Origin of the sequence: Micromonospora sp. NPDC093244 (assembly GCF_040683695.1) — a bacterium.
In the GTDB taxonomy this organism is placed as follows: Bacteria; Actinomycetota; Actinomycetes; order Mycobacteriales; family Micromonosporaceae; genus Micromonospora.
On sequence record NZ_JBFBEO010000002.1, the window covers coordinates 1,487,743 to 1,513,089 of the forward strand.

At 68.6% G+C, this 25,347-nt stretch carries 28 protein-coding genes and 1 tRNA gene; 11 read left to right on the forward strand and 18 right to left on the reverse strand.

Features of this window, described 5'->3' with window-relative positions:
- Window positions 1-68: 68 nt before the first annotated feature.
- A complete protein-coding gene (locus AB0N27_RS17185; RefSeq protein WP_364369886.1) occupies window positions 69-746 on the forward strand; it encodes a hemolysin III family protein in 678 nt (225 codons plus the stop codon).
- A gap of 94 nt (window positions 747-840) precedes the next feature.
- On the opposite strand, the gene AB0N27_RS17190 is transcribed toward AB0N27_RS17185, so the two are convergent.
- Window positions 841-1,125, reverse strand: a complete 285-nt coding sequence (locus AB0N27_RS17190; RefSeq protein WP_364369889.1) for a DUF6458 family protein — start codon at window positions 1,123-1,125, stop codon at window positions 841-843.
- 112 nt (window positions 1,126-1,237) lie between these two features.
- Between AB0N27_RS17190 and AB0N27_RS17195 the strand changes: the two genes are divergently transcribed.
- Entirely contained in the window at window positions 1,238-1,777 is a 540-nt protein-coding gene (locus tag AB0N27_RS17195; protein WP_364369892.1) for a histidine phosphatase family protein, read from the forward strand.
- 40 nt (window positions 1,778-1,817) lie between these two features.
- On the opposite strand, the gene AB0N27_RS17200 is transcribed toward AB0N27_RS17195, so the two are convergent.
- The 4 genes from AB0N27_RS17200 to AB0N27_RS17215 all read right to left on the reverse strand — a co-directional run bounded on the left by AB0N27_RS17200 (window position 1,818) and on the right by AB0N27_RS17215 (window position 6,221).
- Complete coding sequence (locus AB0N27_RS17200; RefSeq protein ID WP_030332052.1) at window positions 1,818-2,087, reverse strand: DUF6458 family protein; 270 nt, start codon at window positions 2,085-2,087, stop codon at window positions 1,818-1,820.
- A 285-nt stretch (window positions 2,088-2,372) separates the two neighbouring features.
- Window positions 2,373-4,229 (reverse strand): acyl-CoA dehydrogenase, encoded by a 1,857-nt coding sequence (locus AB0N27_RS17205; protein WP_364369896.1) that lies wholly within the window; start codon window positions 4,227-4,229, stop codon window positions 2,373-2,375.
- Between the two features lie 130 nt (window positions 4,230-4,359).
- Window positions 4,360-5,487: a PP2C family protein-serine/threonine phosphatase gene (locus AB0N27_RS17210; protein ID WP_364369899.1), complete on the reverse strand. Its 1,128-nt coding sequence runs from the start codon at window positions 5,485-5,487 to the stop codon at window positions 4,360-4,362.
- A gap of 101 nt (window positions 5,488-5,588) precedes the next feature.
- Window positions 5,589-6,221 carry a septal ring lytic transglycosylase RlpA family protein gene (locus tag AB0N27_RS17215; protein ID WP_364369902.1) on the reverse strand — a complete coding sequence of 211 codons (633 nt, stop codon included), beginning with the start codon at window positions 6,219-6,221 and terminating at the stop codon, window positions 5,589-5,591.
- A 188-nt stretch (window positions 6,222-6,409) separates the two neighbouring features.
- On the opposite strand from AB0N27_RS17215, the gene AB0N27_RS17220 reads away from it, so the two are divergent.
- The 3 genes from AB0N27_RS17220 to AB0N27_RS17230 are packed head-to-tail and all read left to right on the forward strand — an operon-like array spanning window position 6,410 to window position 8,520.
- The gene (locus AB0N27_RS17220) at window positions 6,410-6,961 is read left to right on the forward strand and encodes a phosphoribosyltransferase family protein (RefSeq protein WP_364369905.1); all 552 of its coding nucleotides are present in this window, start codon (window positions 6,410-6,412) and stop codon (window positions 6,959-6,961) included.
- A 33-nt stretch (window positions 6,962-6,994) separates the two neighbouring features.
- The gene (locus tag AB0N27_RS17225; RefSeq protein ID WP_364369907.1) at window positions 6,995-8,035 is read left to right on the forward strand and encodes a hypothetical protein; all 1,041 of its coding nucleotides are present in this window, start codon (window positions 6,995-6,997) and stop codon (window positions 8,033-8,035) included.
- A 53-nt stretch (window positions 8,036-8,088) separates the two neighbouring features.
- Window positions 8,089-8,520: an ASCH domain-containing protein gene (locus tag AB0N27_RS17230; protein ID WP_364369910.1), complete on the forward strand. Its 432-nt coding sequence runs from the start codon at window positions 8,089-8,091 to the stop codon at window positions 8,518-8,520.
- Window positions 8,521-8,530: 10 nt separating this feature from the next.
- On the opposite strand, the gene AB0N27_RS17235 is transcribed toward AB0N27_RS17230, so the two are convergent.
- Complete coding sequence (locus AB0N27_RS17235; RefSeq protein WP_364369913.1) at window positions 8,531-9,409, reverse strand: LLM class flavin-dependent oxidoreductase; 879 nt, start codon at window positions 9,407-9,409, stop codon at window positions 8,531-8,533.
- A gap of 235 nt (window positions 9,410-9,644) precedes the next feature.
- Between AB0N27_RS17235 and AB0N27_RS17240 the strand changes: the two genes are divergently transcribed.
- Together AB0N27_RS17240 and AB0N27_RS17245 are read left to right on the forward strand one after the other, a co-directional pair.
- Window positions 9,645-10,349: a dihydrofolate reductase family protein gene (locus tag AB0N27_RS17240; protein ID WP_364369916.1), complete on the forward strand. Its 705-nt coding sequence runs from the start codon at window positions 9,645-9,647 to the stop codon at window positions 10,347-10,349.
- 141 nt (window positions 10,350-10,490) lie between these two features.
- Window positions 10,491-11,042 carry a DUF6886 family protein gene (locus tag AB0N27_RS17245; protein WP_364369919.1) on the forward strand — a complete coding sequence of 184 codons (552 nt, stop codon included), beginning with the start codon at window positions 10,491-10,493 and terminating at the stop codon, window positions 11,040-11,042.
- A 37-nt stretch (window positions 11,043-11,079) separates the two neighbouring features.
- Here the strand turns inward: AB0N27_RS17245 and AB0N27_RS17250 are convergent, their stop codons facing one another.
- The gene (locus AB0N27_RS17250) at window positions 11,080-11,751 is read right to left on the reverse strand and encodes an HAD-IA family hydrolase (RefSeq protein WP_364369922.1); all 672 of its coding nucleotides are present in this window, start codon (window positions 11,749-11,751) and stop codon (window positions 11,080-11,082) included.
- A gap of 132 nt (window positions 11,752-11,883) precedes the next feature.
- Here AB0N27_RS17250 and AB0N27_RS17255 point away from each other — a divergent pair, with 132 nt between their 5' ends.
- Window positions 11,884-12,375: a hypothetical protein gene (locus AB0N27_RS17255; protein WP_364369925.1), complete on the forward strand. Its 492-nt coding sequence runs from the start codon at window positions 11,884-11,886 to the stop codon at window positions 12,373-12,375.
- 91 nt (window positions 12,376-12,466) lie between these two features.
- Here AB0N27_RS17255 and AB0N27_RS17260 read toward each other — a convergent pair whose 3' ends face one another.
- From AB0N27_RS17260 to AB0N27_RS17295, 8 genes are all read right to left on the reverse strand, one after another.
- Window positions 12,467-12,928, reverse strand: a complete 462-nt coding sequence (locus tag AB0N27_RS17260; RefSeq protein WP_364369928.1) for a nuclear transport factor 2 family protein — start codon at window positions 12,926-12,928, stop codon at window positions 12,467-12,469.
- Between the two features lie 34 nt (window positions 12,929-12,962).
- Complete coding sequence (locus tag AB0N27_RS17265; protein ID WP_364369931.1) at window positions 12,963-13,493, reverse strand: LLM class flavin-dependent oxidoreductase; 531 nt, start codon at window positions 13,491-13,493, stop codon at window positions 12,963-12,965.
- A 120-nt stretch (window positions 13,494-13,613) separates the two neighbouring features.
- Entirely contained in the window at window positions 13,614-14,159 is a 546-nt protein-coding gene (locus AB0N27_RS17270) for a TetR/AcrR family transcriptional regulator (protein ID WP_364369934.1), read from the reverse strand.
- Between the two features lie 275 nt (window positions 14,160-14,434).
- Window positions 14,435-14,914, reverse strand: a complete 480-nt coding sequence (locus tag AB0N27_RS17275; RefSeq protein ID WP_364369937.1) for a nuclear transport factor 2 family protein — start codon at window positions 14,912-14,914, stop codon at window positions 14,435-14,437.
- Window positions 14,915-15,914: 1,000 nt separating this feature from the next.
- Window positions 15,915-16,241 carry a hypothetical protein gene (locus AB0N27_RS17280; protein WP_364369939.1) on the reverse strand — a complete coding sequence of 109 codons (327 nt, stop codon included), beginning with the start codon at window positions 16,239-16,241 and terminating at the stop codon, window positions 15,915-15,917.
- A gap of 1,069 nt (window positions 16,242-17,310) precedes the next feature.
- A complete protein-coding gene (locus AB0N27_RS17285; RefSeq protein ID WP_364369942.1) occupies window positions 17,311-18,351 on the reverse strand; it encodes an AAA family ATPase in 1,041 nt (346 codons plus the stop codon).
- A gap of 148 nt (window positions 18,352-18,499) precedes the next feature.
- On the reverse strand, window positions 18,500-19,222 hold the full coding sequence (locus tag AB0N27_RS17290; protein WP_364369945.1) for an HAD-IA family hydrolase: 723 nt from the start codon (window positions 19,220-19,222) through the stop codon (window positions 18,500-18,502).
- Window positions 19,219-20,085 carry a GntR family transcriptional regulator gene (locus AB0N27_RS17295; RefSeq protein WP_364369948.1) on the reverse strand — a complete coding sequence of 289 codons (867 nt, stop codon included), beginning with the start codon at window positions 20,083-20,085 and terminating at the stop codon, window positions 19,219-19,221. Before AB0N27_RS17295 ends, AB0N27_RS17290 begins: the two co-directional genes overlap by 4 nt.
- A gap of 95 nt (window positions 20,086-20,180) precedes the next feature.
- On the opposite strand from AB0N27_RS17295, the gene AB0N27_RS17300 reads away from it, so the two are divergent.
- Window positions 20,181-21,197 carry a site-specific integrase gene (locus AB0N27_RS17300; protein ID WP_364369951.1) on the forward strand — a complete coding sequence of 339 codons (1,017 nt, stop codon included), beginning with the start codon at window positions 20,181-20,183 and terminating at the stop codon, window positions 21,195-21,197.
- Window positions 21,198-21,678: 481 nt separating this feature from the next.
- Here AB0N27_RS17300 and AB0N27_RS17305 read toward each other — a convergent pair.
- Window positions 21,679-21,752 (reverse strand) — tRNA-Gly (locus AB0N27_RS17305).
- A 203-nt stretch (window positions 21,753-21,955) separates the two neighbouring features.
- Between AB0N27_RS17305 and AB0N27_RS17310 the strand changes: the two genes are divergently transcribed.
- Window positions 21,956-22,939 (forward strand): zinc metalloprotease, encoded by a 984-nt coding sequence (locus AB0N27_RS17310; protein WP_364369953.1) that lies wholly within the window; start codon window positions 21,956-21,958, stop codon window positions 22,937-22,939.
- A 68-nt stretch (window positions 22,940-23,007) separates the two neighbouring features.
- Here AB0N27_RS17310 and AB0N27_RS17315 read toward each other — a convergent pair whose 3' ends face one another.
- Window positions 23,008-23,565, reverse strand: a complete 558-nt coding sequence (locus tag AB0N27_RS17315; protein ID WP_364369955.1) for a pyridoxamine 5'-phosphate oxidase family protein — start codon at window positions 23,563-23,565, stop codon at window positions 23,008-23,010.
- A gap of 96 nt (window positions 23,566-23,661) precedes the next feature.
- Between AB0N27_RS17315 and dcd the strand changes: the two genes are divergently transcribed.
- Window positions 23,662-24,240 (forward strand): dCTP deaminase, encoded by a 579-nt coding sequence (dcd, locus tag AB0N27_RS17320; RefSeq protein ID WP_364369958.1) that lies wholly within the window; start codon window positions 23,662-23,664, stop codon window positions 24,238-24,240.
- A 60-nt stretch (window positions 24,241-24,300) separates the two neighbouring features.
- Here dcd and AB0N27_RS17325 read toward each other — a convergent pair whose 3' ends face one another.
- Complete coding sequence (locus AB0N27_RS17325) at window positions 24,301-25,341, reverse strand: NlpC/P60 family protein (RefSeq protein ID WP_364369961.1); 1,041 nt, start codon at window positions 25,339-25,341, stop codon at window positions 24,301-24,303.
- Window positions 25,342-25,347: the final 6 nt, after the last annotated feature.

The following is a 25,347-nucleotide window of genomic DNA, read 5'->3' on the forward strand; positions in this document are numbered from 1 at the left end:
CCGGGACGGTGCCACGCGTCACCGCAGCAACTACTTGCGGGTAACCTACGGTGCCGTAACCTGATGTGGTGACCACCTCCGCCCCGCTTCGCCTGAAGCCGGTCGACATCGGTAAGCCCCGGATGCGCGGCTGGCTGCACACGTACGCCTTCTTCGTCGCCCTGGTCTCCGGCATCGTGCTCTGCTCGATCGCCGCCACCCGTCCGGGCTGGGCGCCACTGGTGAGCTGCGTCGTCTACAGCCTGACGGTCTGCGGGCTGTTCGGCACCAGCGCCCTGTACCACCGACGCGTGTGGTCCGAGCGCGGCTACCAGGTAATGCGCCGGATGGACCACTCGATGATCTTCGTGTTCATCGCCGGCACGTACACCCCGCTCTGCGCCATGCTGCTCTCGACCCGGCAGGCGACCATCATGCTGGCCCTGGTCTGGGGTGGCGCGCTGGGCGGAGTCGCGCTCAAGCTGATCTGGCCGCACGCGCCGCGCTGGGTGTCCGCGCCGCTCTACCTGGCGCTCGGCTGGGTGGCGGTGGCCATGCTGCCGGACATCCTGCACGGCGGCGGCGTCACGACCCTGGTCCTGCTGATCGTCGGTGGGGCGATCTACAGCGTCGGCGCGGTGTTCTACGCCCTGCGCCGGCCCAACCCGTGGCCGACCGTGTTCGGGCATCACGAGTTCTTCCACGCCTGCACCCTGCTGGCCGCGCTCTGCCACCACATCGCGATCTACTTCGCGCTGTTCGCCTGACCGGCCGGAACCGACCCCGCCGGAACCTGACCCGCCGGAAAACGCGAGCCGGGGCCCCGCCACGCTGCGGGACCCCGGAGTTCGCGAACGAGGGTCAGGCCGGCGGACCCGGCCGACGCACCTCGCGGTACTCCTGCACGACCCGGTCGTCCTGGACGGGCACCACCCGGTCGGCCACGACGCGCTCCTCGCGCACCGGCGCGGCCACCACCCGGCGGCGGCTGTTCCAGAAGTAGAGGGTGGTGAGCAGGCCGGCGACACCGGCCAACATCAGCACCCAGCCGACCACTGACAGGTTCAGCCAGCCCATGTCGGCTTCCACGGCGAATGCGAGGATCGCGCCCAGCGCGATCAGGAAGATGCTGCCACCAATGCCCATGTTTCGCTCCTCGGCTCTAACCTGGCGTACTGCCCGCCGCGGCCGTCGGTAGGGGTGCGGCATCCATCGACTTACCCCGGCACGGAGATCGCCAATCGGGCAAGCTGGGTACATGACGGACGCCCACGCCGAGACACGGACACTGGTGCTGCTCCGGCACGCGAAAGCCGAGCAGGGCAGCGACGCCGCGGACGACGCCAACCGCCCCCTGAGCCCGCGCGGGGACGCCGACGCGGCAGCCGCTGGCGCGTGGCTGGCCCACCACGGGCTGCTGCCCGACGTGGTGATCTGCTCGACCGCGCGGCGTACCCGGCAGACCTGGCACGGCGTGGCGATGGGCATGACCGGCGCACCGCCGGAGGGCGGGCCGACCGGGCCGAGCCCGACCGTCCGCTACGAGCCGGGCGCGTACGACGCCCATCCCGAGGAACTGCTGGCGCTTGTCCGCACCGTCGACCCGGCGGCCCGGACGGCGTTGCTGATCGCCCACAACCCGGGTATCTCGCTGCTGTCCGCGTTCCTCGATCCGGAGGGTACGGACGAGGAGGGTCTGCGGACCGCCGAGTCGGCGGTGCACACGAGCACCAACGCCTGGGCGGATCTGGGCCCGGCCGGGGCGCGGCTCACCGCGCGGCACACCGCACGAGGCTGAGCCACCCGCCGAGGACGACGGGTGGCTCAGGGTGGGCCGCTCAGGAGGGTGGCGCGGTCGGCGGCGGCGGGTCGGGCGGCGGCGGCATCATCGCCGTCGGATGGGAGAGCCGGTTCTCCTCGACGATGAGGGTCCGAGCCCGCTTACGCCGGTCCTGCCAGAACCAGAGGGTGGTCAGCAGGACGGCCAGCCCGGCCAGGATGAACACCCAGCCGACCGCCCGCACGTCGATCCACCAGACGTTGGCTCTCAGCGCGAAGGTCAGGATCGCGCCGATCGCGATGAGAAAGATTCCGCTTCCTACACCCATGTGCGCTGCACTCCCCCGTGCGGTGGCTCTGGGCGTTCACCTTCGTGGTCACGCGACGGTTACCCGCCACGGCACCGGCATACCCGACGCGACGCCGCGAATACCCGACCGACGGGGCCCCGTCCCGCCGACCCCGACAGCCGACGCGCGCCAGGCGAAACCGCCGGGCCGCTACGGCCCGGGTGCGGAAACGGCGACGGCCGGCGGGGCGAAGTGCCCCCGCCGGCCGCCGGCCGTAGGTGCCAGGTGGTGCGAACCCGGAACCTCAGGCATGCCGTGGAACGGTCAGAACGCCTCCTCCGGGAGGTCCATGATGTCGAGGTCCGTGCCCTCGATGATCCGCCGGTCGGCGCCGATGCGCGGCAGCACCTCGCGGGCGAAGAAGCGCGCGGCGGCCACCTTGCCGGTGTAGAACGCCTTGTCGCTTGCGGAGACCTCGCCGGCCAGGGCCTTGAGGGCCACGTCGGCCTGCTTCTGGAGCAGCCAGCCGACCACCAGGTCGCCGATCGCCAGCAGGAACCGACGGCTGCTCAGCCCGACCTTGTAGAGCGCGCGGGCCTCGCCGCCCTGCGCCTCGCCCAACCACCCGGTCATGACACCGAGGATGTTCTGGACCTCGCCGAGGGCCTTGCCGAGCGCCTGCCGCTCCTCCTTGAGCTGGCCGTTGCCAGCCTCGGAGGAGATGAACTCCTGGATCTCGCTGGCGACCGCCATCAGCGCCTTGCCGTTGTCCCGAACGATCTTGCGGAAGATCAGGTCGAGGCTCTGGATGGCGGTGGTGCCCTCGTACAGGGTGTCGATCTTGGCGTCCCGGACGTACTGCTCCAGCGGGTAGTCCTGGAGGAAGCCCGAACCGCCGAAGGTCTGCAGCGCCTCGTGCCCGAGCAGCTCGTACGCCCGCTCCGAGCCGACGCCCTTGACCAGCGGCAGCAGCAGGTCGTTGACCCGCTTGGCCAGCTTGGTGGCCTTCTCGTCACCGGCCGCCTCGGCGACCGCCACCTTGTCCTGCCAGGTGGCGGTGTAGAGGACCAGGGCGCGCAGGCCCTCGGCGTACGACTTCTGCAGCAGCAGCGAGCGGCGCACGTCCGGGTGGTGGGTGATGGTGACCCGAGGCGCGGTCTTGTCCATCTGCTGGATCAGGTCGGCGCCCTGCACCCGGTTCTTCGCGTACTCCAGGGCGTTGAGGTAGCCGGTGGAGAGGGTGGCGATCGCCTTGGTGCCGACGAGCATCCGGGCGTACTCGATGATCATGAACATCTGGCGGATGCCGTCGTGCTTGTCGCCCAGCAGCCAGCCCTTGGCCGGTACGCCGTGCTCGCCGAAGGTCAGCTCGCAGGTGTTGGAGACCTTCAGGCCCATCTTGTGCTCGACGTTCGTGGCGTAGACGCCGTTGCGCTCGCCCAGCTCGCCGGTGGTCTCGTCGAAGTGGAACTTCGGCACGACGAAGAGCGACAGGCCCTTGGTGCCGGGGCCGCCGTGGCCCTCCACGCCCACCGGGCGCGCCAGCACGTAGTGCACGATGTTGTCGGTGAGGTCGTGCTCACCCGAGGTGATGAAGCGCTTCACGCCCTCGATGTGCCAGGAGCCGTCCGGCTGCTGGATGGCGCGGGCGCGGCCGGCACCGACGTCCGAGCCGGCGTCCGGCTCGGTGAGCACCATGGTGGAGCCCCACTGCTTGTCGATGAAGAGCTTGGCCCACCGCTTCTGCTGCTCGGTGCCCTCGACCTCCAGCACGTGCGCGAAGGACGGGCCCGAGGCGTACATCCAGATGGGGGCGTTCGAGCCGAGCACAAGCTCGGCGAGGGCCCACCAGAGGGCGCGCGGTGCGGTGGTGCCACCCAGGTGCGGCGGCAGGTCCAGGCGCCAGAACTCGGAGTCCATGAACGCCTGGTAGGACTTCTTGAACGACGCCGGCAGCGGCGCGGTGTGCGTGGCCGGGTCGAACACCGGCGGGTTGCGGTCGCTGTCCGTGTAGCTGGCGGCCAGGTCCTCGCGGGCGAGGCGGTCAAGCTCGGCGAGGAACGTGCGGGCCGTGTCGGCGTCGAGTTCCGAGTACGGTGCCTGGCCGAACGCCTGGTCCGCCCCGAAGACCTCGAACAGGTTGAACTCAAGGTCCCGCAGGTTGCTCTTGTAGTGGGTCATGCTCGCTGGCCCCGCTTCCGGACAGGTGTTACCGATCAGTAACCCACACTGTATTACTCGCGGGTAGGCAGCGACAAGCAGATCAACCGAGTGACAGCGATTACACACACGCTTGTAACAAACGGGGCGCTCAGCTCTCGGCCGCGCCGACCTCCCAGCTCGGTACGGCCGCGGCGGCGCCGGTGCGGGCACCCACGTACTCCATCAGGACCAGGGCGATGTCGTCATCGAGCCGGCCTTGCACCCACTCCACCAGGGCCGTCTCCAGCGAGGCCAGCCCGTCGGCGACGGTGCCGTGCCCCAGCAGCCGCCAGGCCCGGTCGGCGGTGGGGAAGAACTCGCCGTCCCGCCGCGCCTCACCGAGACCGTCGGTGAACAGCAGCAGCCGGTCGCCGGGCTCCAGGCGCTCCACCCGGGGGCGGACCACGGGCATGAACCCGAGCGGAGGCGCCGGCGCCGGCGGCTCCAGCGGAATCACCGCGCCCCGGCGGAGCAGCAGCGGCGGCGGGTGCCCGCAGTTGACGATGGTGAGCGTGCCACCCCGCTCCTCGACCAGCGCCGCCGTCACGAAGTCCTCGTCGCCGACGTTGCGGGCGACAGCCCGGTCCAGGTCGGCGACGACGGCCCGCAGGTCCGCCCGCTCGTAGGCCACGTGCCGGTACGAGCCGAGGACGATGCTCGCCAGCCGCACCGCGTCCAGCCCCTTGCCGCGCACGTCACCGATGATCATGCGTACGCCGTAGGGCGTGTCGATCGCCTCGTACAGGTCGCCGCCGATCTGGGCGGTCGCCGTCGAGGAGATGTAGCGACCGGCCACCGAGAGCGTGCCGACCTGCGGGCCCAGTGGACGCAGCACCGCCTGCTGGGCCACCGAGGCGAGCTTGGACAGCTCGGCGATCTGAACGGCCTGCCGCTGTCGTACCGCCGCCACCGCCACGGCCAGGCCGGTGCCGAGCACGACGGCGACCACGTTGACCGAGGTGACCAGCTCCATCTTCGGCTCGATGACGGCGAAGCCGACCCCGAGCACTGCCGCCGCCGCGCCCACGCCCAGCACCACCCGCCAGGACGCCAGGGCGGCGGCCAGGACCGGCGCAGCCGCCAGCAGTGCGATGTAGTGCGCGCCCCGACCGTCCGCAGCCTCAAGCCCGGAGACGATCACGAGCAGGGCGAGGGCCGCGCCGAGGCCGGCGCGGGATCCGGGGCTCAGCGGGCGACGGCCCGACTGGAGGAGTCGCGTGGGTACGAGGGACAGCATGCCTGATCCACGTGAGCGCGTGAATGAACCTGGCCCGTCGTCCGAGGAGGTTCTGACCGGCCGGCCCGGGTGTCCGGCCGGATCGGCGGGAACCGAATCACTCAGCCGAGCACCTCGTAGCGGACGGTGAGCGCACCCACGTCCACCGACGCGATGGTGGCGAACGCGGCCCGGGAGAGATCCAGGCAACGGCCGTCGATGAACGGACCCCTGTCGTTGATCCGAACCACCACCGACTTGCCGCTGTTCGGATTGGTCACGCGGACCTTGGTGTTGAACGGCAGCGTCTTGTGCGCCGCCGTCAGCTCGTTCGGGTTGAACGACTCGCCGTTGGCGGTGAGCTGCCCGTCGGAGTAGAACGAGGCGCCGCACGAACCGCTCTGGAGCACCTTCGCCGCAGCCGTGGTCTTCTTCGCGGTGGGGCTCGGCTTCGGGGAGGCGGTGCGGGCCTTGGCCCGGGAGGCGGCCTGCTTGGACCGGCTGGGCGAGGGGCTGGCCGTCGCGCTCGGCGAGGCGCTGGCACTCGGGGAGGCGGCCGGGCTGGTCGCGTCGAGGCTGCTGGGGGCGGTGGTCGGGGTGAACTCGAGGGCCGCCTGGCCCGCCGGCTCGGAACCCGAGGTCAGCTGGACGGCACCGACTGTGCCTCCGACGGCGAGGACGACGCCGACCGCCGCGGTGGCCGCGATGCCCGCCGGAGAGGAGAAGATGCGGGTACGGGAGTGCCTGCCTGCCACCGGCCCGGTTCCTTTCGTCGACTGAACAAACCGGCTCGGACCGTAACGAGAGAAGCACTTCCGACGTCAACGTGATCATGGTGGTATGGCCGTATTTACCCCGGTACGTGTAGCCGATCATCCGAGCCGGCATGGGTCGACCGGCCCCGGTGCGGCTGTGTCGAGCGCCCGTGCCGCACGATGGGCGGATGCCCAGTGAGCTGACCGAACGCCTGGCCGCCCTGTTCCGGTGGATCGACCCCGGCCCCGGCACCAGCCACATGGTCAGCGACATCTCCGGCTGGTGGCGCGACCCGGGCGTCCTGGCCGACCTGGGACCGGCCCTGGTGGCGCCGTACCGGGCGGCCCGACCGACGGTGGTGCTCGCCCCGGCCGTCACCGGTCTGCTGCTCGGCCCGCTGGCCGCCACAGCCCTCGGCGTCGGTTTCGTGGCCGCGCACAAACCCGGCGACGGACGCCTACCGGCCGGGCCGCTCACCTGGGCGCAGAGCCCGCCGGACTACCGGGGTCGGCGGGTCGAGCTGGCCGTGCGGGACCGGCACCTCGGCCCCGACGACCGGGTTCTGGTGGTGGACGACTGGGTCCGTACCGGGGCACAGATCCGCGCGCTCCACGACATCTGCGCGGCACTCGGCGCCGAGGTGCTGGGCGCCGCGGTGGTGGCCCTGGACTGCCCACCCGAGGTCGCGGCCGCGCTACGGATCACCGGTCTGATCACCGGAGCGGATCTGCCGGGTTGACCTCAAGCTCGGTTCATCTTCGACGATCGAACCATGAGCGACGGAATTCTCGACGAGGCGTACGAACGGCTGCACCGCACCGGTCCCGAATACGAGGGCTGGCTCTCCAACCACGGGCCGATGGCGGTCGAGGCGCTGACCCGGCACGGGCACCAGCAGCGGGTGCACCGCTGGCTCGACGGGTACCTCGGCCGGCTCGACGAGCTACCCCGGGGCCGGCACCCCATCGACGACTGGCGGACGGCGCTCGGCGACGCGAAACGGGCCGGCGACTGGCTGGCCCACTTCGACAGGGAACTGCGCGAACACCCCTGGCGCGAGGTGCTCGGCACCTGGTGGCCCCGACTGCTGCCGGGCATCGCGGCCGGCGCCACCCACGGCGTGATCCGGGTCGGGCACGCCGTACGCGCGCTCGAATCGGACGACACCACCCCCCACCGGATTACCGAACTGGCGCAGGCCCTCGGCTACTGGGCGGCCCGGTGGCAGCCCGTCCCCGGCGCCGACCGGCTCGTCGCCGACCCCACCGCCGAGCGGGAGCAGGTGGACGTCGACGCCGCGCTGGCCGGGGTGCCCCGGATCGACGACCAGAGCGGAGGCGTCCGGGACCGGCTGGGCCGGCTTGCCCGCGTACCCCGGTGGGAGCCGGCACTGGCGGCGCTGCGCCCCGCGCGGACCCCGGCCGAGGCGCAGCGAGGCCTCACCACGCTCGTGCACCGCGCCGGCCTCAACTACCTGCGCTACGGGCACGCGTCGCCTGTCATGCTCGTGCACGCGGTGACCGCGCCGACCGCGGTGCTGCGTACCCTGCCGGCACTGGACCGGGCGCTGTGGGCGCCGAGCCTCGCCGCGGCCTGGGCCGCGACGGCGGCCATGACCTCGGTGTACGCCCCGACCGACGGGATCGCGCCGCCGACCGTGACCGCCGCGACACCGGCGGAGGTGTTCGCCCGCGCGGCCCGGCACGGCGACGAGCACGTGGTCAAGCTTGCCGACGCGGCCCTCGACGCACACGCGGCGACAGGCGACGAGCGGCTGCTCACCGCCGCCGGCTACGCCGGGCAGCTGATCTGAGCAAGATTGCGGCGGCGGGCCGGGCCGCGCTCGCCTAGCCTAGCCTCGGCAGGATGTGGCCTCGGATCGGTGAACTGCGCACCCTCGCCCTCGGCACCCCCGGCGAGCTACGGACGACCCTGAACACCCTCGTGCTGGCCGGCGTGAAGACCGCCACCGCCGGCCGGCTCGCCGAGTACGAAGAGGAGGGCGAGGAGTTGGAGCAGGTCGGCGAGCGGGTGGCACTCGTCGACGACGACGACGCGCTGGCCGGCGTCGTCGAGATCACCGGCGTCGAGGTGGTCCGCTTCGGCGACGTGCCCTGGGAGTTCGCCCGCGCCGAGGGCGAGGGCGACCTGTCGATCGAGGAGTGGCGGGCCGGCCACTCGGCCTACTGGGCGCGGCTCGGCACCCCTGTCGACGACGACACGCCGATCGTGTGCCTACGACTGCGGCTGGTGTCCGGCGGCGAGGGCGCCGTGGCAGGCGGCGACCTCGGCACCTGACGGTAGGGCCTCAGCCCCGCAGCGCGGGCAGCAACCGCGTCGCCACATCCTCCAGCACGGCCTCGTCACCGGCGTACCAACTGCTGGCCCTCGGCCAGTGCGTCACCACGTCGGTGAAGCCCAGCTCGGCGGCCCGGCCGACCTGGTCGGCGAAGAACTGCGCGCTGCTGAGCGAGAACACCGGCGCCGCGTCCAGCGAGAGGTAACGGTCCAGAGTGGCCGGATCGCGGCCGGCCTCGGCCAGCGTGCGGTCCATCCGCGCCGACAGCGCCGACACGGTGTCCCACCAGCCCTTCACGTCGTCGGCATCGGTGCCTGTGGTCACCCAACCCTGACCGAACCGGGCCACCAGGCGCATCGACCGTGGCCCGTTGGCGGCCACCACGAACGGCACCCGGGGTTGCTGCACGCAGCCGGGATTGTTGCGGGCGTCCACCGCGGCGAACCACTCGCCCCGCCAGGTGGTGCCGTCCTCCCGCAGGATCAGATCCAGCAGCTCGGTGAACTCGGCGAACCTGTCGACCCGCTGACGCGGCGGCAACGTCTCGCCGCCCAGCACCGCCGAGTCGAAGCCGATCCCGCCCGCGCCCAGGCCCAGCAGCAGCCGGCCGTCCGACACGTCGTCCACAGTCGTGATCTGCCTGGCGAACGCCGCCGGGTGCCGGAAGTTCGGCGACGCCACGAGGGTGCCCAGCCGGATCCGCTCGGTCACCGTCGCGGCCGCGGTGAGCGTGCCCATCGAGTCCAACCACGGGCCGTCGACGAGATCCCGCCAGCCCAGGTGGTCGTACGTCCAGGCGTGGTCGAAGCCCCACTCGTCGGCCTGCCGCCAGCGACTCCGCGACTGCGCCCAACGCTGATCCGGCAGGATCACGATGCCAATCCGCATGATCGCCAGCCTAGCCGCGTCGGATACGTACGCCCGCGCTTCGGGCAAGCCGCAGCGGGACATCGTCGATGCCCGCCTGTCGCTAGCGTCTCGCTGTGAATATGCGGTCGCAGCTGGCAGTCACCTAGCCTGTGACGAGCACCACAGTCGCGTCCTGTCGGGACGCCGCCGACGGCTCCGACCCATCCCCGAGCGGGCACCCGTCGCGGGTGCCACCCGAGGAGAGGAACGAACGATGACGAAGGTGACCGCACAGCTCTCGGTGTCGGCCGACGGGTTCTACGCCGGTCCGCAGTTCACAGGCGACGGCAACTGGATGGACTCGGCCGAGAGCGCCGGATTCTTCCGGGTCACCCGCTGGGTGACCGAGGCGATGTCGTGGCGCGAACGGCAGGGCTTCGCCGGCGGGGAACACGACACCAACTCCGAGGTGGTCGCCGAGACGTTCGAGGCGGCCGGCGCGTACGTGATGGGACGCCGGATGGCCGACGGCGGCGAGATTCCCTGGGGTGAGGAGCCACCCTTCCGCGCGCCGGTGTTCGTGGTCACCCACCGCCCCCGCCAAAAGCTCGAACGCAAGGGCGGCACCAGCTTCACCTTCGTCACCGACGGCGTGGCCAGCGCCGTCGAGCAGGCGCGCGCCGCAGCCGGCGGCAAGAACGTCGCGGTGGCAGGGGGCGGCAGCCTCGTCCGGCAGGTCCTCAAGGCGGGCCTGCTCGACGAGTTGGAGCTGCACGTCGTACCCGTCGTCCTCGGCACCGGCCTGCGGCTGTTCGACGCGGACCTCGACCTCGGCGACAAGGAGGCGATCGAGCTGACGCCCACCCGGGGCATCCACACCCCGCAGGTCACCCACATCAGGTACGAGGTGAACGGGCGTGCCGCGCTGGTGCTCGACGACAGGGGCAGCGGCGGTGGCCCGACGGTCACCACGAACTGACGGGGACTCACCGACCTGTCACCGTGACGAACAGCGTCGTAGCGGCTGCCACGCTAAGTATCGACCCAGCTCATCCCTCCCACGGCGCGGATCGCGAGAATCTCGTTGAGCTGGGCACCCTTGCCGGGTAGAGACAACAGCATGCGACCGGAGCCCGGGCAGGTGCTGCACTTCTCGGAGGACCCGACGATCACACGGTTCATCCCGCACGTCGCCGCGACCGCTCAGCAGCCGGACGCCTACGTGTGGGCGGTCGACCACGACCGGGCTCCCGACTACTGGTTCCCGCGCCAATGCCCACGGGCGATGGCCTGGGTGCTGCCCACCACCTCTCGGGAGGACCGTGACCGTGTCATCGGAGCGGGCTGCGGCGAGCGGGTCCATGCGATCGAGTACGGCTGGCTGGAGGCGCTGCGGCAGGCGCGACTGTTCGCGTACCGGCTGCCAGCCGATCGCTTCCGACCCTTCGGCACGCCCGAACCGCACGCGTTCGTGGCCGTCGAGCCCGTGACACCCCTCGGCCCACCCGAACCGGTGGGTGATCTTCTGCGGTGCCACGCGGAAGCGGGAATCCAGCTTCGGGTGCTGGACAACCTCTGGCCCTTCTGGGACGTCGTGACCGACAGCTCGGTCGGCTTCAGCGGCATCCGGCTGCGCAACGCCAACCCTCGCCCCTGCCGCAGCGACGAGTAACAGGGTGCGGCGCCGTTGACGATCCCGGGCAGTCGACCTACCCCCGAGACGGCTGGTGCAGCAGGGTGGGCAGGTCGCCAAGGGCCGCGAACGCCGGCCCGCCCCAGCTCGGGTCGGTGTCGTTGTGCTCCGTGGTCCTCAGCACTGTCATGCCGACCGCTGCCGCCCCGGCCAGCTCGCCGTCTGCGCCGTCGCCCACGTAGACGCACGCTGCCGGCGCGACGCCCACCCGCTCAGCGGCAGTGTGGTAGATCGCTGGATCGGGCTTGGCCAACCCGACCTCACAGGAGAAGACCGCGACGTCGAAGCGGCTGGCGAGCGGGCTGCGCGGCCATGCCTCGGCGGTCTCCGAGGTGGCGTTGCTGATGAGGGCCAGCGGATGCCCGTCGGCACGGAGCGCGTCGAGCACGTCCACGGTGGCGGTCGAGACACCGCCCAGTACGCGGCGCGCGAGGTCCCGCCGATGCTCCCCGGCCCGCGTCACCTGTTCATCGGTCGGCGTGCCGCCCAGACGTCCGACGAGGATGCGGAGTGTCTCCTCCACGTCCCACCGGACCAGCCGGTCCCGCCAGGTGGCGTGGTACGCCGCGACCAGAGCGGCCGGCGCCACCCCGACCATGAGCGCCATCTCGCCGACCACCCGGTCACGCTCGTCATCGGCGCCGTGAACGAGGGTGTGGAAGAGGTCGAAGATCACTGGCTGGGGCATCCGCGCATGCTACTGAGATCATCACTCCGCCACCTGCCCGCCGGTGAGCACGACGGCCAGGGCAGCGCATCCCACTCGACGAAGCGCTTGCCGACACTGCACTGCCAAGCCCCACACTGACAGGATCGAGCCATGCTGCGATCCGTCGAAGTCACGGCTGTGCTGGCTGTCAGCGACTCGCCCTTCCACAACCTGCACTGGACGGGCGACGTCGAACTGAGCCTCGACTGCTTCATCTGCCGGAGGACCGGCCGTACGACGGGGTTGCAACACGGCGCGGAACACGGCACATGCTCCGGCGACAGCCGAACCGGCCAGCACCCGGCGGCTGCCCGGATCTCCGCCTTCGACCGCACCTCAGAACAGAAAAGGACGCTCCTGCGGGTGGTGGTCGACTACTGGTGGTCGCCCTTCGACGACGCCAAACGGGACCAGCCATCACTCGCACTGACCCGCGTCCCGTGGGTCCGGCTGCACCTCGGCTACCTCTGCCCGGAACCGGTCCAGTCGGGCACCTTCTCGACGCAGTCCAACACCGTCCGCCCGGAGGCCCACAGGTGCGAGCACTGTTCCGAGCCCATCGCCCACAGCCACGAGGCACCCCGCATCCAACTCCTGACGTAACCGCTCTCGCACGTCGGCCGGTCGCGAGCAGAAATGTGGCATTCCCACTGAATCAATGCCACAGTGTCACCACGACCAACGTACAAGCGCGTTATTCCGGCTCGCTTGTGGAGTGCGCATCGGTGGCGCCATTGTCGGAGGTCGGCACGCCGTCTTCGTCTCCGGTGAGAACCGCTGCGTTGCCCGAGTCCCACAGGAGTTCGACGATGAGCGCCGTGATCCGCCACCCGTGGGCACCGCGGCGCAGGCGGGTGGTGTAGGTCCCGCCATTCGACCACAAAGGCCCGGCGGTGGCACCACGTCGTACGAGGTGTGCCTGGACGTTCGCGGTCGCGGTCGCCTCGTCACCGTCGACGGACACCAGCACCCCGGTGATGACGTGCTGGGTCGCGTCGAGATGCGCGAGGTCCCGTTCCCAACGGTTGGCCTGGTCCTGCCCTCGGAGCACCTCGGCTTCGCCACCCCAGACCGCCGTGTAGTCGACACGGATCATGTCCGCGAAGACCTCGTCGGCCAGGCCCTTCCAGTTGCGTCGGTCGACGTACCAGGCCATTCGCACAAGCGTGTCCTGCACGGCCGAGCGGTCGTCAATGTGTGGATGCAAGGCGGTTCCCTTCGGGAAGGCGAGGCTCTGACAGGCCCAGGGTGCGGGCCAGCCTGCGGTAGGAGTCGTACAACTCTGCGCGGTCGTAGGTGCTGGTGGTGACGAGTACCTCGTCGGCGCCGCTCGCTGTCACGATCGTCGCCAGTTGTTCGGCCACGTCGTCCTCCGTGCCGTGGATGTGGCCGCGCAGAGCGTCTTCGTAGTGCTTCAGTTCCTCGGCCGTCATCGACCGCGCTTGGTCTGGTCGGCCGGGGCCAGGGGCGGGAAGACGCCGTGTGTGCGGGAGTACGCCATCGATCCGGCTTCCGGTTATCAGCAGGCGTCGTGCCGCGTCGGTGGTGGCGGCGACGGCCACGATGCCGGACACGACGACGTAGGGGCGTTCGGACCATCGGGAGGGGCGGAAGCCGTTCCGGTAGGTGTCGATGGCCCCGAGCATCCGGTCCTGATCGCGCAGGTCGCCGATCACGAAGGGCAGCCCCTGATCCGCGGCGATCGCGGCACCAGCACCCATGGCCAGGATGAAAGGTTCCTGTGAAGCTATGCGGTGGACCGCTTAATTTTCCGGCGCCACATGGCGGTCCGGCAGAGGACACCAACGGCGGGGATGCCCGTTGGCGATGGGGAGTTGTCCTCAGCCGCGCAGCGTGCGGGCCCACGGTGCGTCGAGGGTGAGCGCGTCGATCGCGACCAGGACGTTGGACAGCAGTCCGTCGGCGAAGTAGCGGCGCAACTGCTCGTCGGAGCCGCCGGAGACGGCGCGGACGTACTCGACCTGCTTGGCGTAACAGGCACGGATTGCCTCGCCGATGACCGGCTCACCCGCGCAGCCCTGCGCGTGCAGGAGGATCATCAGCACGTCGCGGTCGGCGATGACCCCGTCGTACGAGGCCGTGAGCGCCCCCAGCACCACCTCGGGATCGGTGCTCTGCACCGACGCGGCAGCAGCGGCGGCGCCTTCGAGCAGGCGGGTCGAGCAGTAGTCGACCAGAACCGCGAACAGCGTCTGCTTGTCCTTGAACAGCCGGTACAGGTATCCCTGGGAGATGCCGGCGGCCTTGGCCACGTCCATCGTCGAGGTCCCGTAGTAGCCGCGCTCGGCGAAAGTCTTGATCGCCGTACGCATGACCGTCGCCCGGCGCTCCTCGGCAGTGGAGCGCTGCCGTGTCCTCGTCTCCATGCGAGTAACCCACCACTTTCATAGGCAGGGCGTCAAATCGCCAGGCTGCGTCGGTCATTGCTGAGGGCGGGAGAGCACTTCGTCGCCGAGAGCTTCCGATCAGATTCCCGAAAGCCCGACGTACCGGCTGATCGTGTCTGTGCTGGTGTCCACGACCAGGGATGCGGGTCCGATTGTAGGCGCGTGCGGTGGAGCGGCGACCGGAGTGCCGGCCGCCCCCGGCGCGGACGGGTCGCGCTGGCGGCCCGTCCGCTGCCGGGGAGTGGCGCGGGGTGTCACTCGTTACTGAAGGCGGAGACCATGTCCGACGAGCTGCCACCGAGCGATTCGATGGCGATGAGCGGGTTCCAGAAGTCGACGTACCGGCTGATCTTGCCGTCCCTCGTCTCCACGACCGAGATGTAGGTCTGGTTGTAGGGGCGGCCGGTGGCCAGTGCGGTGCCCCGGCTCTTGAACTCGGCGATGACCAGCGACGGGTCGGTGGTCTCGTGGAAGTGCAGGTCGGTGAACTCGACCTTGAAGTGCTCCGGGAAGTTCTTCATGTACTCGTGAAGGTTCGCCTTGCCGGCGGTGCGGGTGGGGTAGCCCTCGGGGGCGTACGGGAACTCCAGTACACCGTCCTCGGTGAACAGGGCCACCCACTCCGGGATCCGCCCGGAGGAGAGGTACTCCATGTGGTTCTTGAACGCCTGCTGCGCGGCGGCCCGCACGGCGTCGACGTCGGTGTTCTGCGGGGTGGATACGGCGTTACTCATGAACGTCCTTCTCTGTCTGGGTGACCCGTCGGTGGCGGGTCGGTTGGTCTGCGGTCGATCGCTTGGAAGTGGTTGACCGCATCCTTTACGGAGCGGGGAGGTTCCGCGAACCCTCAGCGCGGGGCTGAACTGCTCGTCGGATCAATGCGGTCCGGGGCAAACAGGCCGCGGACGGGGTCCTTCACCTCCTTGCATCTCAGCCCGGCGGGCTGATGTAAGTAATCAACCACTTTCATCTGAGGATGTCAACCGGCACGCCTGACAACGGCCGGCTCCGCCCGGTGACGCAGGACGATTGACCGCGCAGGAACCGGTGCCGATTCCCCGCCCCGACCAGCAGAAAGTCGCGGATCAGGAGAAGCCGGCAGAGCGGTTGGCAGGCGCTCGCCGAAGTGTGTGGAGTCACGGCGATCCCTCGGGCCACCGAAGCCGCGGGCTGCCCGCCGGCCGTCTCGGTGAACGCCGCCCGTCGGTCACCCGATCCTCAGGCCCTGGTCCTCACCGCCGGCATACATCGGCCCGCACGCGCACGGCCGTGGGCCTACCGACGGCGGCTGTGGCCGGAGGTGATGTCGCTGTGCGGGCTGGTGAAGTCGACAACAGTGAGGACGCCCAGAACGTCAAGACGCCTGCGGCTTCCTCACCGATTCACCAGCATCGGCTCGCCGGACAGGAATCCGTAGACGAGAACGATCAAGATCATGACGTTCGCCGCAACGAAGATCGCAGCCCGAGGCCCACGGCCGGTTTCGGCTCTCCCGACAACGCGAAAGCCCTGGCTGGGACTCACGTCCTGACCAGGGCTTTCGCACGTTGGAGCGGGTGACGGGAATCGAACCCGCACTGTCAGCTTGGGAATTGTCGATCTCCGTCAGGTCACCGGCTTGGCGGCCTGGTCTCGGCAGTCTCCCGTGGCCTCGGCTGGCCCCTGTTGTCCTCGCCCAATGGCACGCTAATGGCACGCCGGTTGCTCGCCGCGACCGTCGGCCTGAAGCGATGGTTAGCGCCGGAGCAGGACGAGCCCTCCCACCGCACTTATGAGGAGAAGCAGTGCTGCTGCGAACAGGGCACGTCCGACCGCGTGGGGCACGGGGATGAGAAACGGTACCTGCGGGACGAGCAGGCCCGCACCGAGCAGGGCGACATAAGCACCGAGGCGGACGGGCTGGGATCGCTGGCTGGCCGTCAGGTGCGCAACCCGTACCCAGGCCGTAGGAAACCGTCGCGTCACCGCGACACGTACGCCGAGTATGACCATGACAAGGCTGAGAACCACGATGACGAGGCGCAAGGCGGTCCACACCGGCTCCGGGTCATCCACGCTCATGCGACCAATCATCCAAGTGATGTCAATGCCCAGCCTGCCCGGCCCCAGCCCTGACTGAGACATCGCACCTGAATCGCACGGCGGGCCTCAGAGCCATCTCCGCCGTGAGTCCCACACACCGTGGAGCGAAGCAAGAGGCGGTCGGCCGACCGAGATGACGTCAGCGGCGACCAGGGCTAATGGCACGCTAATGGCATGCCGCATGATTCTTGACCTCGGAACATCGAAGGCCCTGACCGGGATTGTCGTCCTGGTCAGGGCCTTCGTACTGGAGCGGGTGACGGGAATCGAACCCGCACTGTCAGCTTGGGAACCGTACAGGGTTCGCACCTAACCGGCCGCCACCTCGGGGTGTCGTGTCCACGGATGGCCTGGAGTGGCCTCTGGAGGCAGGCCGTAATGGCCGGTTAATGGCCCACCGTGACGTGAGGCACGTCTTCCCCCAATCCGCTACTCCAGGGACATCAGCAATACTGATCAATAGTAGTGACCGTTCGCTCGACAGCGTCGATGCTCTTGATTGCGTCAGAGTCACTCAGTGGCGTCACTGTTCCTGGAGTCAACGGATCTGCATCGCATTGATGGACTATTCTATTCCGCCGCTGCACTATAACGCCGAGAGTAGTCTTTGCGCCGTTGGGATCGTTCGGAAATGCGGTGGTCCAGATCTTTGGTAGACCAACCATGGCGAGTCCGTTCGCAACATCGTCAGGTTTCTGGAAGGTCTCAAGTGATAGGCGCTGAGCGACGTGGGACCGCGCCGATAACTCTTGCTGCAACGGGTTCGACGCGCTAAGGATTTGCTGCACTGCGGAGAATTGGAGACCGATCTTGCTTTTGGCCCCGATGCTAGTGACACGACCCATTAGGATATCGACGGCACGATCGAGAATTACCCCATGCATGTAAGAATCTAGAGCAGCTACGCCGTGCACCAAAGCTGCCCGGTACATATCGGATCCGTCTACACGCCCCTGAGTTAAGCCCTGCAAGCTTTGACCTAGCCCAACCAGGTCCCGCGCTCGCACGATCTCCAGCGCAAACTGCCGCACTCGCGAGGTAGCCATCTCTAGCTCGTGAGTCTCTCAATCCTCTCCGCCATATCCTCGAATATTTCGTTGAAGTTGGAGATCTGCGCTCGGATGGTGCCCCAGACGAACCCTCGCCGTTTCACGTCTTCTTGAGTCAGGGAGAATACGGGTTTGCGCGCCTGCTGGGAGTTTGCAATGAGAGTATTGAAATCGGGGATGTTGGCAAGCCGCAGCGTCGGTTCGAGCCCAGCTTCCTGGTACTTGTTCCCTGGCAGCAGAAGGTCGGCGCGCGTCAGGGCTGGCACAAGCGTGTCAGTCACAGACTTGTCCAGATCATCGAAGTAGCTGCGGAAAGCTTCCGTTGGCTCTCCGCCCTTAAGGCGGTATCGCTGAACGATCATTCCCAAGAACTTCAAGTCGGGTTTCGGGAATGGGTAGTCGGCATCCGCCAAAGCTTCAAGGCCGGCCGCATTACGCCCCCATGCCATCCATCTCGGCAGAACCCTGCTTAGCGAAGCTAAGGCCATGACGGAGAACACGTCCGGACTGGCCGGTATTGCAAAGAAGTCGGCAGTGGTGACGAGGTTCTGATTGATGGACCCAAGGCCGGGGCTGAGATCCACCAAGACGAAATCGGCATCATACTCTGCCGCCGTGATGTCGAAAAGATAGCGGAAGCTGCCAGGCAAGTTCTTTAGGGCTTGGACAGACTCTGAGAGTTGCTGAGCGATACCCAGGGACACTTCATCTTCGGCCAACCCGACGTGGCCAGGCAAGAGGTAGAGTCCTTCCCGTCCAGTGACCGGAACACACTCCACGGGCGCGAGCCGCACCGGTCGCGACGCGAATGCGGGTTCCAGAGCATCTTTCAGATTGCGCTTTGGGTTTTCGGAGTAGAATTTCTCAAGGGCATCCTCCTCCCGCAAATCCAATACCATGCCGGTGAGATTGCACTGAGGATCGGCGTCGACCATAATGACTTTATGTCCACGTTCGGCAAGCATCCACCCCAGGTTGAAACAGGTGGTGGTTTTACTCACGCCGCCCTTGTTGTTGAAAAAGGCGATAGTCTTAGTCAATTGTGATCGGCCTCCCGCCGCACGCGAAGCTGTCCATGCTTATCCGTCATATGCATCCTCGCACCTTGCGCGCCCGTGCCTGAAGGCACGCCACGTCGTAAGAGCTTCGCACCCTTGTCGCATGCACTGTCCCCCTCGTACTTGCAGCTCAGTCCCCATCGGGGGACACGGGGGACACGGGGGACACGGGGGACACGGGGGACAGCGCCTCGGCGATGTCCCCCATCGACGTGATGACGATGTCGGCCGCCGCGAAGGCGTTGATCTTCCACGGCCGGTTGGCGTATCCGATCGCGCCGACCCCGGCGGCGCGGGCCGCCTCGATGTCGGAGAGCGAGTCGCCGACCAGCACGCAGGAGGCCGGATCTGCCCCGAGGGCGCGCACCGCATCGAGGACGGGGCCGGGATTTGGCTTCATCCGCCTCGGATCTGCGTATGCCCGACCGATGATCGGCGTGACGTATGCGGCGAGATCATGGGCCGTCAGGTACGCCTCGATCGCCACCGCCGAGTTGTTGCTTACCACGGCCACCGGCACGCCGAGGGCGTGCGCGCCGAGGATCACCTCATGCCCGAATGGGGTGGGCGCCGCGACGCTAGCGGCGTACCTCTCAGCGGCGCATAGGGTGTCCTCAAGCGTCGCCGTGAGTTCTGGTGGGCATGTCTCGCCACACCAACGCAGTACGGCTAACGGATCTTTTTCGTAGTAGACGTCGCGAGGAATTTCGACCCGCTCCGCACCGAGCAGATAGATCAACTCTGCCGCCACGCGCGGCGCGGGATACCCCGCGAAGATCGAGCAGACCGGCCCGTCGAAGTCCAGGAGCAACGGCCCAACGCCCACCAGGTCGGACAGCGTCGGGGCGCTCACGACCGGTACTCGCGCGCGACGCTGTCCCACACTGAGTTGAACCAGAGGCGCGCAGACTCGACAAATTGTGTGCCGTGCGACGCCTCGTCTTCGTCAACGGCGTAGTGGAACAAAGTCGCGTCCCTGCCCATCAGGTCGAAGATCTCGACCGGGCCTCGGCCGATGGTCACCTCGCGCCTGATCGCCGGGTAGAACCCGAAGAACGCCTCTCGCCCGTTCAGCATGTAGAGCTTGAAGGTTGGCGCGATGCTGTGCGTCCGCACCTCCACCGTCGCGGACTTCACGAGGCCGAGGTCGGCGAGTTCCTGCACCTGGTCGATGATCCCGTCGGCAGCCCGTCGGGTGATGCGTTCTGCCCGCTTCCGGACAGCAGGATCGTCCGCTCCGGTCGCAGCGAGGGCCGGTAGCGCCATCGGTACCGACATGTCAGAGATCAGCAGGCGGACGCTGATGGTCTCGGGAGCGGAGCGGCCGGCACGCACCATGTCGAGGGCCTCGGCTATTGCGTCCCGTAGCGTCTCGCCTGAGAACCCCGCAAAGTCGATCGCCACATGCTCGTGTTCGAACGCTGCCTCGATCAGGGGCCGAAGCTCGACCGGTCGCTGTGTCTGCGCACGGACGAACGCTCCGCTCCCCTGCCTAGTCACGATCAGGCGCTCGTTGCGCAGCACCTCAAGCGCGCGCTTGATCGTCTCGCGGGCGACGCCATACCGGTTCGCGAGTTCGGGTTGCGACGGCAGCTTGTCACCGGGCGCGAGCTTCCGGGTCAAGATCGCGGCCCGGAGCATGTTCGCGATCTGCTGCGATGCCTGTCGAGGGTCGTCGGGATCAAGGTCACCCAGGAATTCAAGGTTCTCGGCCACGAATCGACACTACCTCTGACTAGCCAAGCCAGGAAAGTTCCCGCGCGGAGCTTGACCTGACTAGCCAAGGCGACCTGTCGCTGATCGAGGCCCAGATGATGCGGGGCGAGTGGATCGACCCTGAACGCGGCAAGATCCGGCTACGCGACTACGCCGAGCGATGGATCACCGAACGGCCGAACCTACGGCCCCGGACAGTGCACCTGTACCGCTGGACCCTCGGCAGGCACATCACGCCGCACCTTGGCGACATGCCGCTCAACCGAATCGACACGCCCATGGTCCGCGAGTGGCGGGCGCGGCTGCTGACCGAGGGCGTATCGGTAACCATGGCCGCCAAGGCGTACCGGCTGCTACGCGCGGTCCTGATGACCGCAGTCAAGGAGGACGAACTGATCAGGATCAACCCGTGCCGCGTCGTCGGTGCCGACCAGGAGAAGCCCGCAGAGCGGCCGGTCCTCACCGTTCCGCAGATCTTCGCGCTCGCCGAGCGGATACCGGAGCGCTTCCAAGCGCTGATCCTGGTCACCACGTTCGGGTGCCTGCGGTGGGGCGAGGCGGTCGCCCTGCAACGATGCGACATCGACCTAGCGGCCGGCACAGTGCGGGTGCGACAGGCGTTCGTCGAACACCGGGGAACCGGCCTAATCCTCGGCCCTCCAAAGTGGCGGGCCGGCGCGCGGACCGTAGCCCTGCCCAAGGCGGCACTGCCTGTGCTGAAACAGCACATGGGCAGCTACGTCGGCAAGGCACCCGAGGCGTTCGTGTTCACCGGCGAGAGCGGCCGGAACCTCTGGCGCGGCAACTTCAACAAGCTGGTCAAGTGGCCCGAGGCGGTTGCGGCGGTCGGCGCGGCCGGGCTGCACTTCCACGACCTGCGGCACACCGGTAACACCCTCGCGTCGCGGGCACCGGGCGCGAGCCTGCGCGACATCATGGCGCGAATGGGTCACGACAGCCCGCGTGCCGCGCTGATCTACCAGCACGCCAACAGAGAGGCCGACCAGGGCATCGCCGACGCGATCGACAAGGCAGTCAAGGCGGCCCGGCGCAAGCCGAGCAAACGCAAGGTCAAGCGGGTCGCAGGCGGCGACGGTGACACGATCTCCTAGCAAAGTTGGGCGGAAACCCTTAATGGTTTAGCGAATGAAAGTGGCATTTATCCACAGTCACTCCGGCACCTTCGCCTTCTTTCGTACGGGATTCATGACCTACCGTGGTTGAAGGTCGGCAAGTCAAGACCTGCAACCCATGGGAAACGGCACCCGTCTAGCCACGGATGCCGTTTCAGATCACCTACCCGGAAGCCTCGCTAGGTCGAAGGAAGGCACCTCCATGACCGTAACAAGACCGCCCCGCACAGACAACGGCGAGTCACGGCCGGTTTCACCGAGAGTGATGCGGGGCATCCATGCCGCGCGTGGGCTCCTACTGGCCCTCGCGGCCTTCATTAGCGCTGTGACTAGCTTGATCATCGCTCTAGCTCGCGGCTGAGCGTGACAATGGCCCGCTAATGGCCCACCCCTGTTTCAGCGTGACCTAGAACCACGTGAGCCCTGGCGGACCATCGGTCCTGACCAGGGCTTCCGTGCGTGGAGCGGGTGACGGGAATCGAACCCGCACTGTCAGCTTGGGAAGCTGATGTTCTGCCATTGAACTACACCCGCGAGCGGCACCACTGTACCCGAGTGGTCGAGCCGGTGCACCCAGGTACCCCCGCGAGCCCGCCACCCCCGCACACCCAGGAAGAAGTTTCCGGACGGCAACATATGGCCGTTCTCAAATACGTCGATCGGTTGTAACGTCTGCCACACGTTGCCAGCCACGGCGTGACACACCCCCTGCCGCGCCGCCAGAAAGAGGTGGGCCCATGGGACCCCGTCCCAACCTGCTGACCCGGCGTGCCGCCGGTGTCGCGTCGACGACCCTCGCGCTGCTGCTCAGCACCGCCGCGGTGGGCGTCGTTCCGGCTGCTTCGGCCTTCTCCGCGGCGCCCGGCGGCGCCTGCGCTGAGCCGGCCGACAGCCACTCCAACGCCCGGATGAAGCCCGGTGCGGCGGCCAAGCACGACCCGAACGAGCTGACCGCGAAGCAGGTCCGCGAGCGGGACGCGGACCTCGCGGCGGCGCTGCGCGAGCGCGCCAACTTCCGCACCGGCGCCGGCGCGACGGCGCTGGCCACGGTCACCATCCCGGTGGTCGTGCACGTGATCCAGGAGAACAGCACACGGACCGGCGGCAACATCCCCGACTCGATGATCACCTCGCAGATCACCGTGCTGAACCAGGCCTACGCCGGCTCGACCGGCGGAGCGGTCACCGCGTTCGCCTTCCGACTCGACAAGATCAACCGGGTGACGAACCCGTCGTGGTACCCGATCGTGCAGGGCTCGTCGGCGGAGCGGTCGATGAAGTCCTCACTGCGGGTGGGCGGCAAGAACACCCTCAACATCTACCTCGGTGAGCTGAGCAACGACCTGCTGGGCTGGGCGACCTTCCCGCAGCGCAACCTGAGCAGCATGGACGGCGTGGTCGCGCTGAACGAGTCGCTGCCGGGCGGCACCGCCACCAACTACAACCAGGGCGACACCGGCACCCACGAGGTCGGTCACTGGCTGAACCTCTACCACACCTTCCAGGGTGGCTGCGGCGGCTCGGGTGACGGCGTCAGCGACACCCCGGCGGAGGCGTCGCCCGCGTACGAGTGCCCGACCGGGCGCAACACCTGCTCGGCGACCGGGCTGGACCCGATCACCAACTTCATGGACTACACCTACGACTCGTGCATGTACCAGTTCACCCCGGGACAGGCGAGCCGCATGATCACCGCGTGGAACGCCTACCGCGCCGCGTAGCTTCTCCGCGTACACCCGGTGCCGGCTCCGTCACGACGGAGCCGGCACCGGCGTCTTTCTGGCCGTGGTCAGGCGGCCGTACACTGCACGTCACGGCTGCGACGGGTCGGCCGCGCCGGCGGTACGGCGACAGGCGCGGCAGCCACCGGCGGAGCGTGCGGGTCGAGCCAGACCTGCACGGCCGGCCGGCCCGGCGCGTAGCCCGGAATGCCCGCGACGGGCTGCTCGCGGCGGGTCAACATCGCCACGTCGACGGTGAACTCGAACAGCCGCCAGTCGGCGTGCGGCTCGGCCCGGGCACCCTGGGCCAATCGGGCCAGTTGGGCCGGGTCGGTCACCGGTCGGGCGTGACCCGCCACGTACGCCTCGTCGTCGCTCTCCTCAGGCGGGAACGAGTGCAGCGCGTAACGGCCGTCCCGTTCGAGGTCACGGCGCTTCGGGGAGTCGATGACGAAGCAGAACAAGCCCTCGTCGGTGATGACCGGGGAGACCGGATGGACCCGGGGCCCGCCGTCGGCGCGGACCGTGGCCAGGTAGCCGAAGCCCGGCCCGTACTGCTGGAGGAGAACGCGGATCCCGTCGGCGAGTCGGGGCTCGTCGGCGGCGAATTCGGACCAGGAAGCCATGTGAGCATTCTATCGAACAAATGTACGACCAGCGACCTCGACGCGCTGGTCACCGGCACCGAATTCGGCTGGCACGCAAGGCGCTATGGTGGTCCGATGCTGCTCTCCGACCGCGACCTGGTCTCCGAGATCAAGGCCGGCTCGCTGGGCCTGGAGCCCTTCGAGCCCATGCTGGTCCAACCGTCCAGCATCGACGTGCGACTCGACAGGTTGTTCCGGGTCTTCAACAACCACCTCTACACCCACATCGACCCGGCCATGCAGCAGGACGACCTGACCTCGGTGGTCGAGGTGCCCGATGGCGAGCCGTTCGTGCTGCACCCGGGGGAGTTCGTGCTCGCCTCGACGCTCGAGGTGATCTCGCTTGGCGACCAGCTCGCCGGCCGGCTGGAGGGCAAGTCGAGTCTGGGCCGCCTCGGCCTGCTCACCCACTCCACCGCCGGCTTCATCGACCCGGGCTTCTCGGGGCACGTGACGCTGGAGCTGTCGAACGTGGCGAACCTGCCGATCACGCTCTGGCCGGGCATGAAGATCGGCCAGCTGTGCATCTTCCGGCTCTCCTCGCCGGCCGAGCACCCGTACGGCTCGGCGGTGTACGGCTCGCGCTACCAGGGCCAGCGGGGGCCGACGCCCAGCCGCGCCTGGCAGCACTGGCGCACCTGGCCGACCCGCTGAGGCAAGAACGACGAGGGCCCGCCGCGAACGGATCGCGACGGGCCCTTCGGTCACCTCTGATCAGCCGGGGCGGCCGTAGCTGTGGATCGGGCCGTCGTCGACCTTCTTCATCTTGACCGGCTGACCGGCCTGGGAGGCGTGCACCACCCAGCCGTTGCCGACGTACATGCCGACGTGGTGGATGTCGCTGTAGTAGAAGACCAGGTCACCGGCGCGCAGGTCGGCCCGGCTGACGTTCTTCGTGACCCGGCTCTGCGCGGCGGCGTTGTGCGGCAGGCTCACGCCGGCCTTCGCCCACGCGGCGAGCATCAGCCCGGAGCAGTCGTACGAGTTCGGGCCCTCGGCGCCCCACACGTAGGGCTTGCCGATCTGCGCGCAGGCGAACTTCACTGCCGTGCCGGCGGCACCGCCGGGGTAGCTCGCCGGGCAGGGCGCGGGACGCAGCGGGCCGCCGCCCCCGTTGCCGTACACCTTGAGGCGCAGCTTCTGGAGGCGGTCGATCTCCTCGTTGATCTGCTTCTTCTTCGCCGCCAGCTGGGCCTCGGTGCGGGTCAGCTGGGACACCATCTCGTCCAGCGGGGCCTTCTTCGCCGCCAGCTCGTCGCGCAGGTCGGCCACCTCGCGGACGTCCTGCTGCTGGTTGTGCGCGAAACGGTCGAGCATTTCGAGCTGCCCGACGACCTCGCTCGGCGACCGGCTGCCCAGCACGGCGTTGACGGTGGAGACGTTCTCGCCCTTGTACGCGCGTACGGCCAGGGCGCTGACCTTGTCCATCGCGGCGTCGACCTGACGCTCCAGCGGGGCGATCTGGGCGGCCAACGCGTCGGCCTGCTTGCGCTTGGCGGCAAGGTCGATCCGGGTGGCGTTGTGCCGTTCGATGATCGGTTCGAGTTTGTTCCAGTCGGCGTCGATCTGGCGTTCGATCTCGGCGACTGACGGGTCGGCGTGGGCCGCGGTGGCGCTGCCGGTCAGGACGACGGCGACGCCGGCCAGTGCGGCGAGAGCGGTGGTGAAGCGGGACCAGCGTGGACGCGGCACGATCGACGTCGGGCCGGCTGCTGCCGGCCGCTCGGACGACGGCCGCGGGGCATGGAGTGCCACCGGGGT

Bases quoted from the DNA above. Each gene is read 5' to 3' on its own strand.
- AB0N27_RS17190 (WP_364369889.1), bottom strand. From the start codon at position 1,125: ATGGGCATTGGTGGCAGCATCTTCCTGATCGCGCTGGGCGCGATCCTC.
- AB0N27_RS17195 (WP_364369892.1), top strand. From the start codon at position 1,238: ATGACGGACGCCCACGCCGAGACACGGACACTGGTGCTGCTCCGGCAC.
- AB0N27_RS17200 (WP_030332052.1), bottom strand. From the start codon at position 2,087: ATGGGTGTAGGAAGCGGAATCTTTCTCATCGCGATCGGCGCGATCCTG.
- AB0N27_RS17205 (WP_364369896.1), bottom strand. From the start codon at position 4,229: ATGACCCACTACAAGAGCAACCTGCGGGACCTTGAGTTCAACCTGTTC.
- AB0N27_RS17210 (WP_364369899.1), bottom strand. From the start codon at position 5,487: ATGCTGTCCCTCGTACCCACGCGACTCCTCCAGTCGGGCCGTCGCCCG.
- AB0N27_RS17220 (WP_364369905.1), top strand. From the start codon at position 6,410: ATGCCCAGTGAGCTGACCGAACGCCTGGCCGCCCTGTTCCGGTGGATC.
- AB0N27_RS17225 (WP_364369907.1), top strand. From the start codon at position 6,995: ATGAGCGACGGAATTCTCGACGAGGCGTACGAACGGCTGCACCGCACC.
- AB0N27_RS17230 (WP_364369910.1), top strand. From the start codon at position 8,089: ATGTGGCCTCGGATCGGTGAACTGCGCACCCTCGCCCTCGGCACCCCC.
- AB0N27_RS17235 (WP_364369913.1), bottom strand. From the start codon at position 9,409: ATGCGGATTGGCATCGTGATCCTGCCGGATCAGCGTTGGGCGCAGTCG.
- AB0N27_RS17240 (WP_364369916.1), top strand. From the start codon at position 9,645: ATGACGAAGGTGACCGCACAGCTCTCGGTGTCGGCCGACGGGTTCTAC.
- AB0N27_RS17245 (WP_364369919.1), top strand. From the start codon at position 10,491: ATGCGACCGGAGCCCGGGCAGGTGCTGCACTTCTCGGAGGACCCGACG.
- AB0N27_RS17250 (WP_364369922.1), bottom strand. From the start codon at position 11,751: ATGCCCCAGCCAGTGATCTTCGACCTCTTCCACACCCTCGTTCACGGC.
- AB0N27_RS17255 (WP_364369925.1), top strand. From the start codon at position 11,884: ATGCTGCGATCCGTCGAAGTCACGGCTGTGCTGGCTGTCAGCGACTCG.
- AB0N27_RS17260 (WP_364369928.1), bottom strand. From the start codon at position 12,928: ATGGCCTGGTACGTCGACCGACGCAACTGGAAGGGCCTGGCCGACGAG.
- AB0N27_RS17265 (WP_364369931.1), bottom strand. From the start codon at position 13,493: ATGGGTGCTGGTGCCGCGATCGCCGCGGATCAGGGGCTGCCCTTCGTG.
- AB0N27_RS17270 (WP_364369934.1), bottom strand. From the start codon at position 14,159: ATGGAGACGAGGACACGGCAGCGCTCCACTGCCGAGGAGCGCCGGGCG.
- AB0N27_RS17275 (WP_364369937.1), bottom strand. From the start codon at position 14,914: ATGAGTAACGCCGTATCCACCCCGCAGAACACCGACGTCGACGCCGTG.
- AB0N27_RS17280 (WP_364369939.1), bottom strand. From the start codon at position 16,241: ATGAGCGTGGATGACCCGGAGCCGGTGTGGACCGCCTTGCGCCTCGTC.
- AB0N27_RS17300 (WP_364369951.1), top strand. From the start codon at position 20,181: ATGATGCGGGGCGAGTGGATCGACCCTGAACGCGGCAAGATCCGGCTA.
- AB0N27_RS17310 (WP_364369953.1), top strand. From the start codon at position 21,956: ATGGGACCCCGTCCCAACCTGCTGACCCGGCGTGCCGCCGGTGTCGCG.
- AB0N27_RS17315 (WP_364369955.1), bottom strand. From the start codon at position 23,565: ATGGCTTCCTGGTCCGAATTCGCCGCCGACGAGCCCCGACTCGCCGAC.
- dcd (WP_364369958.1), top strand. From the start codon at position 23,662: ATGCTGCTCTCCGACCGCGACCTGGTCTCCGAGATCAAGGCCGGCTCG.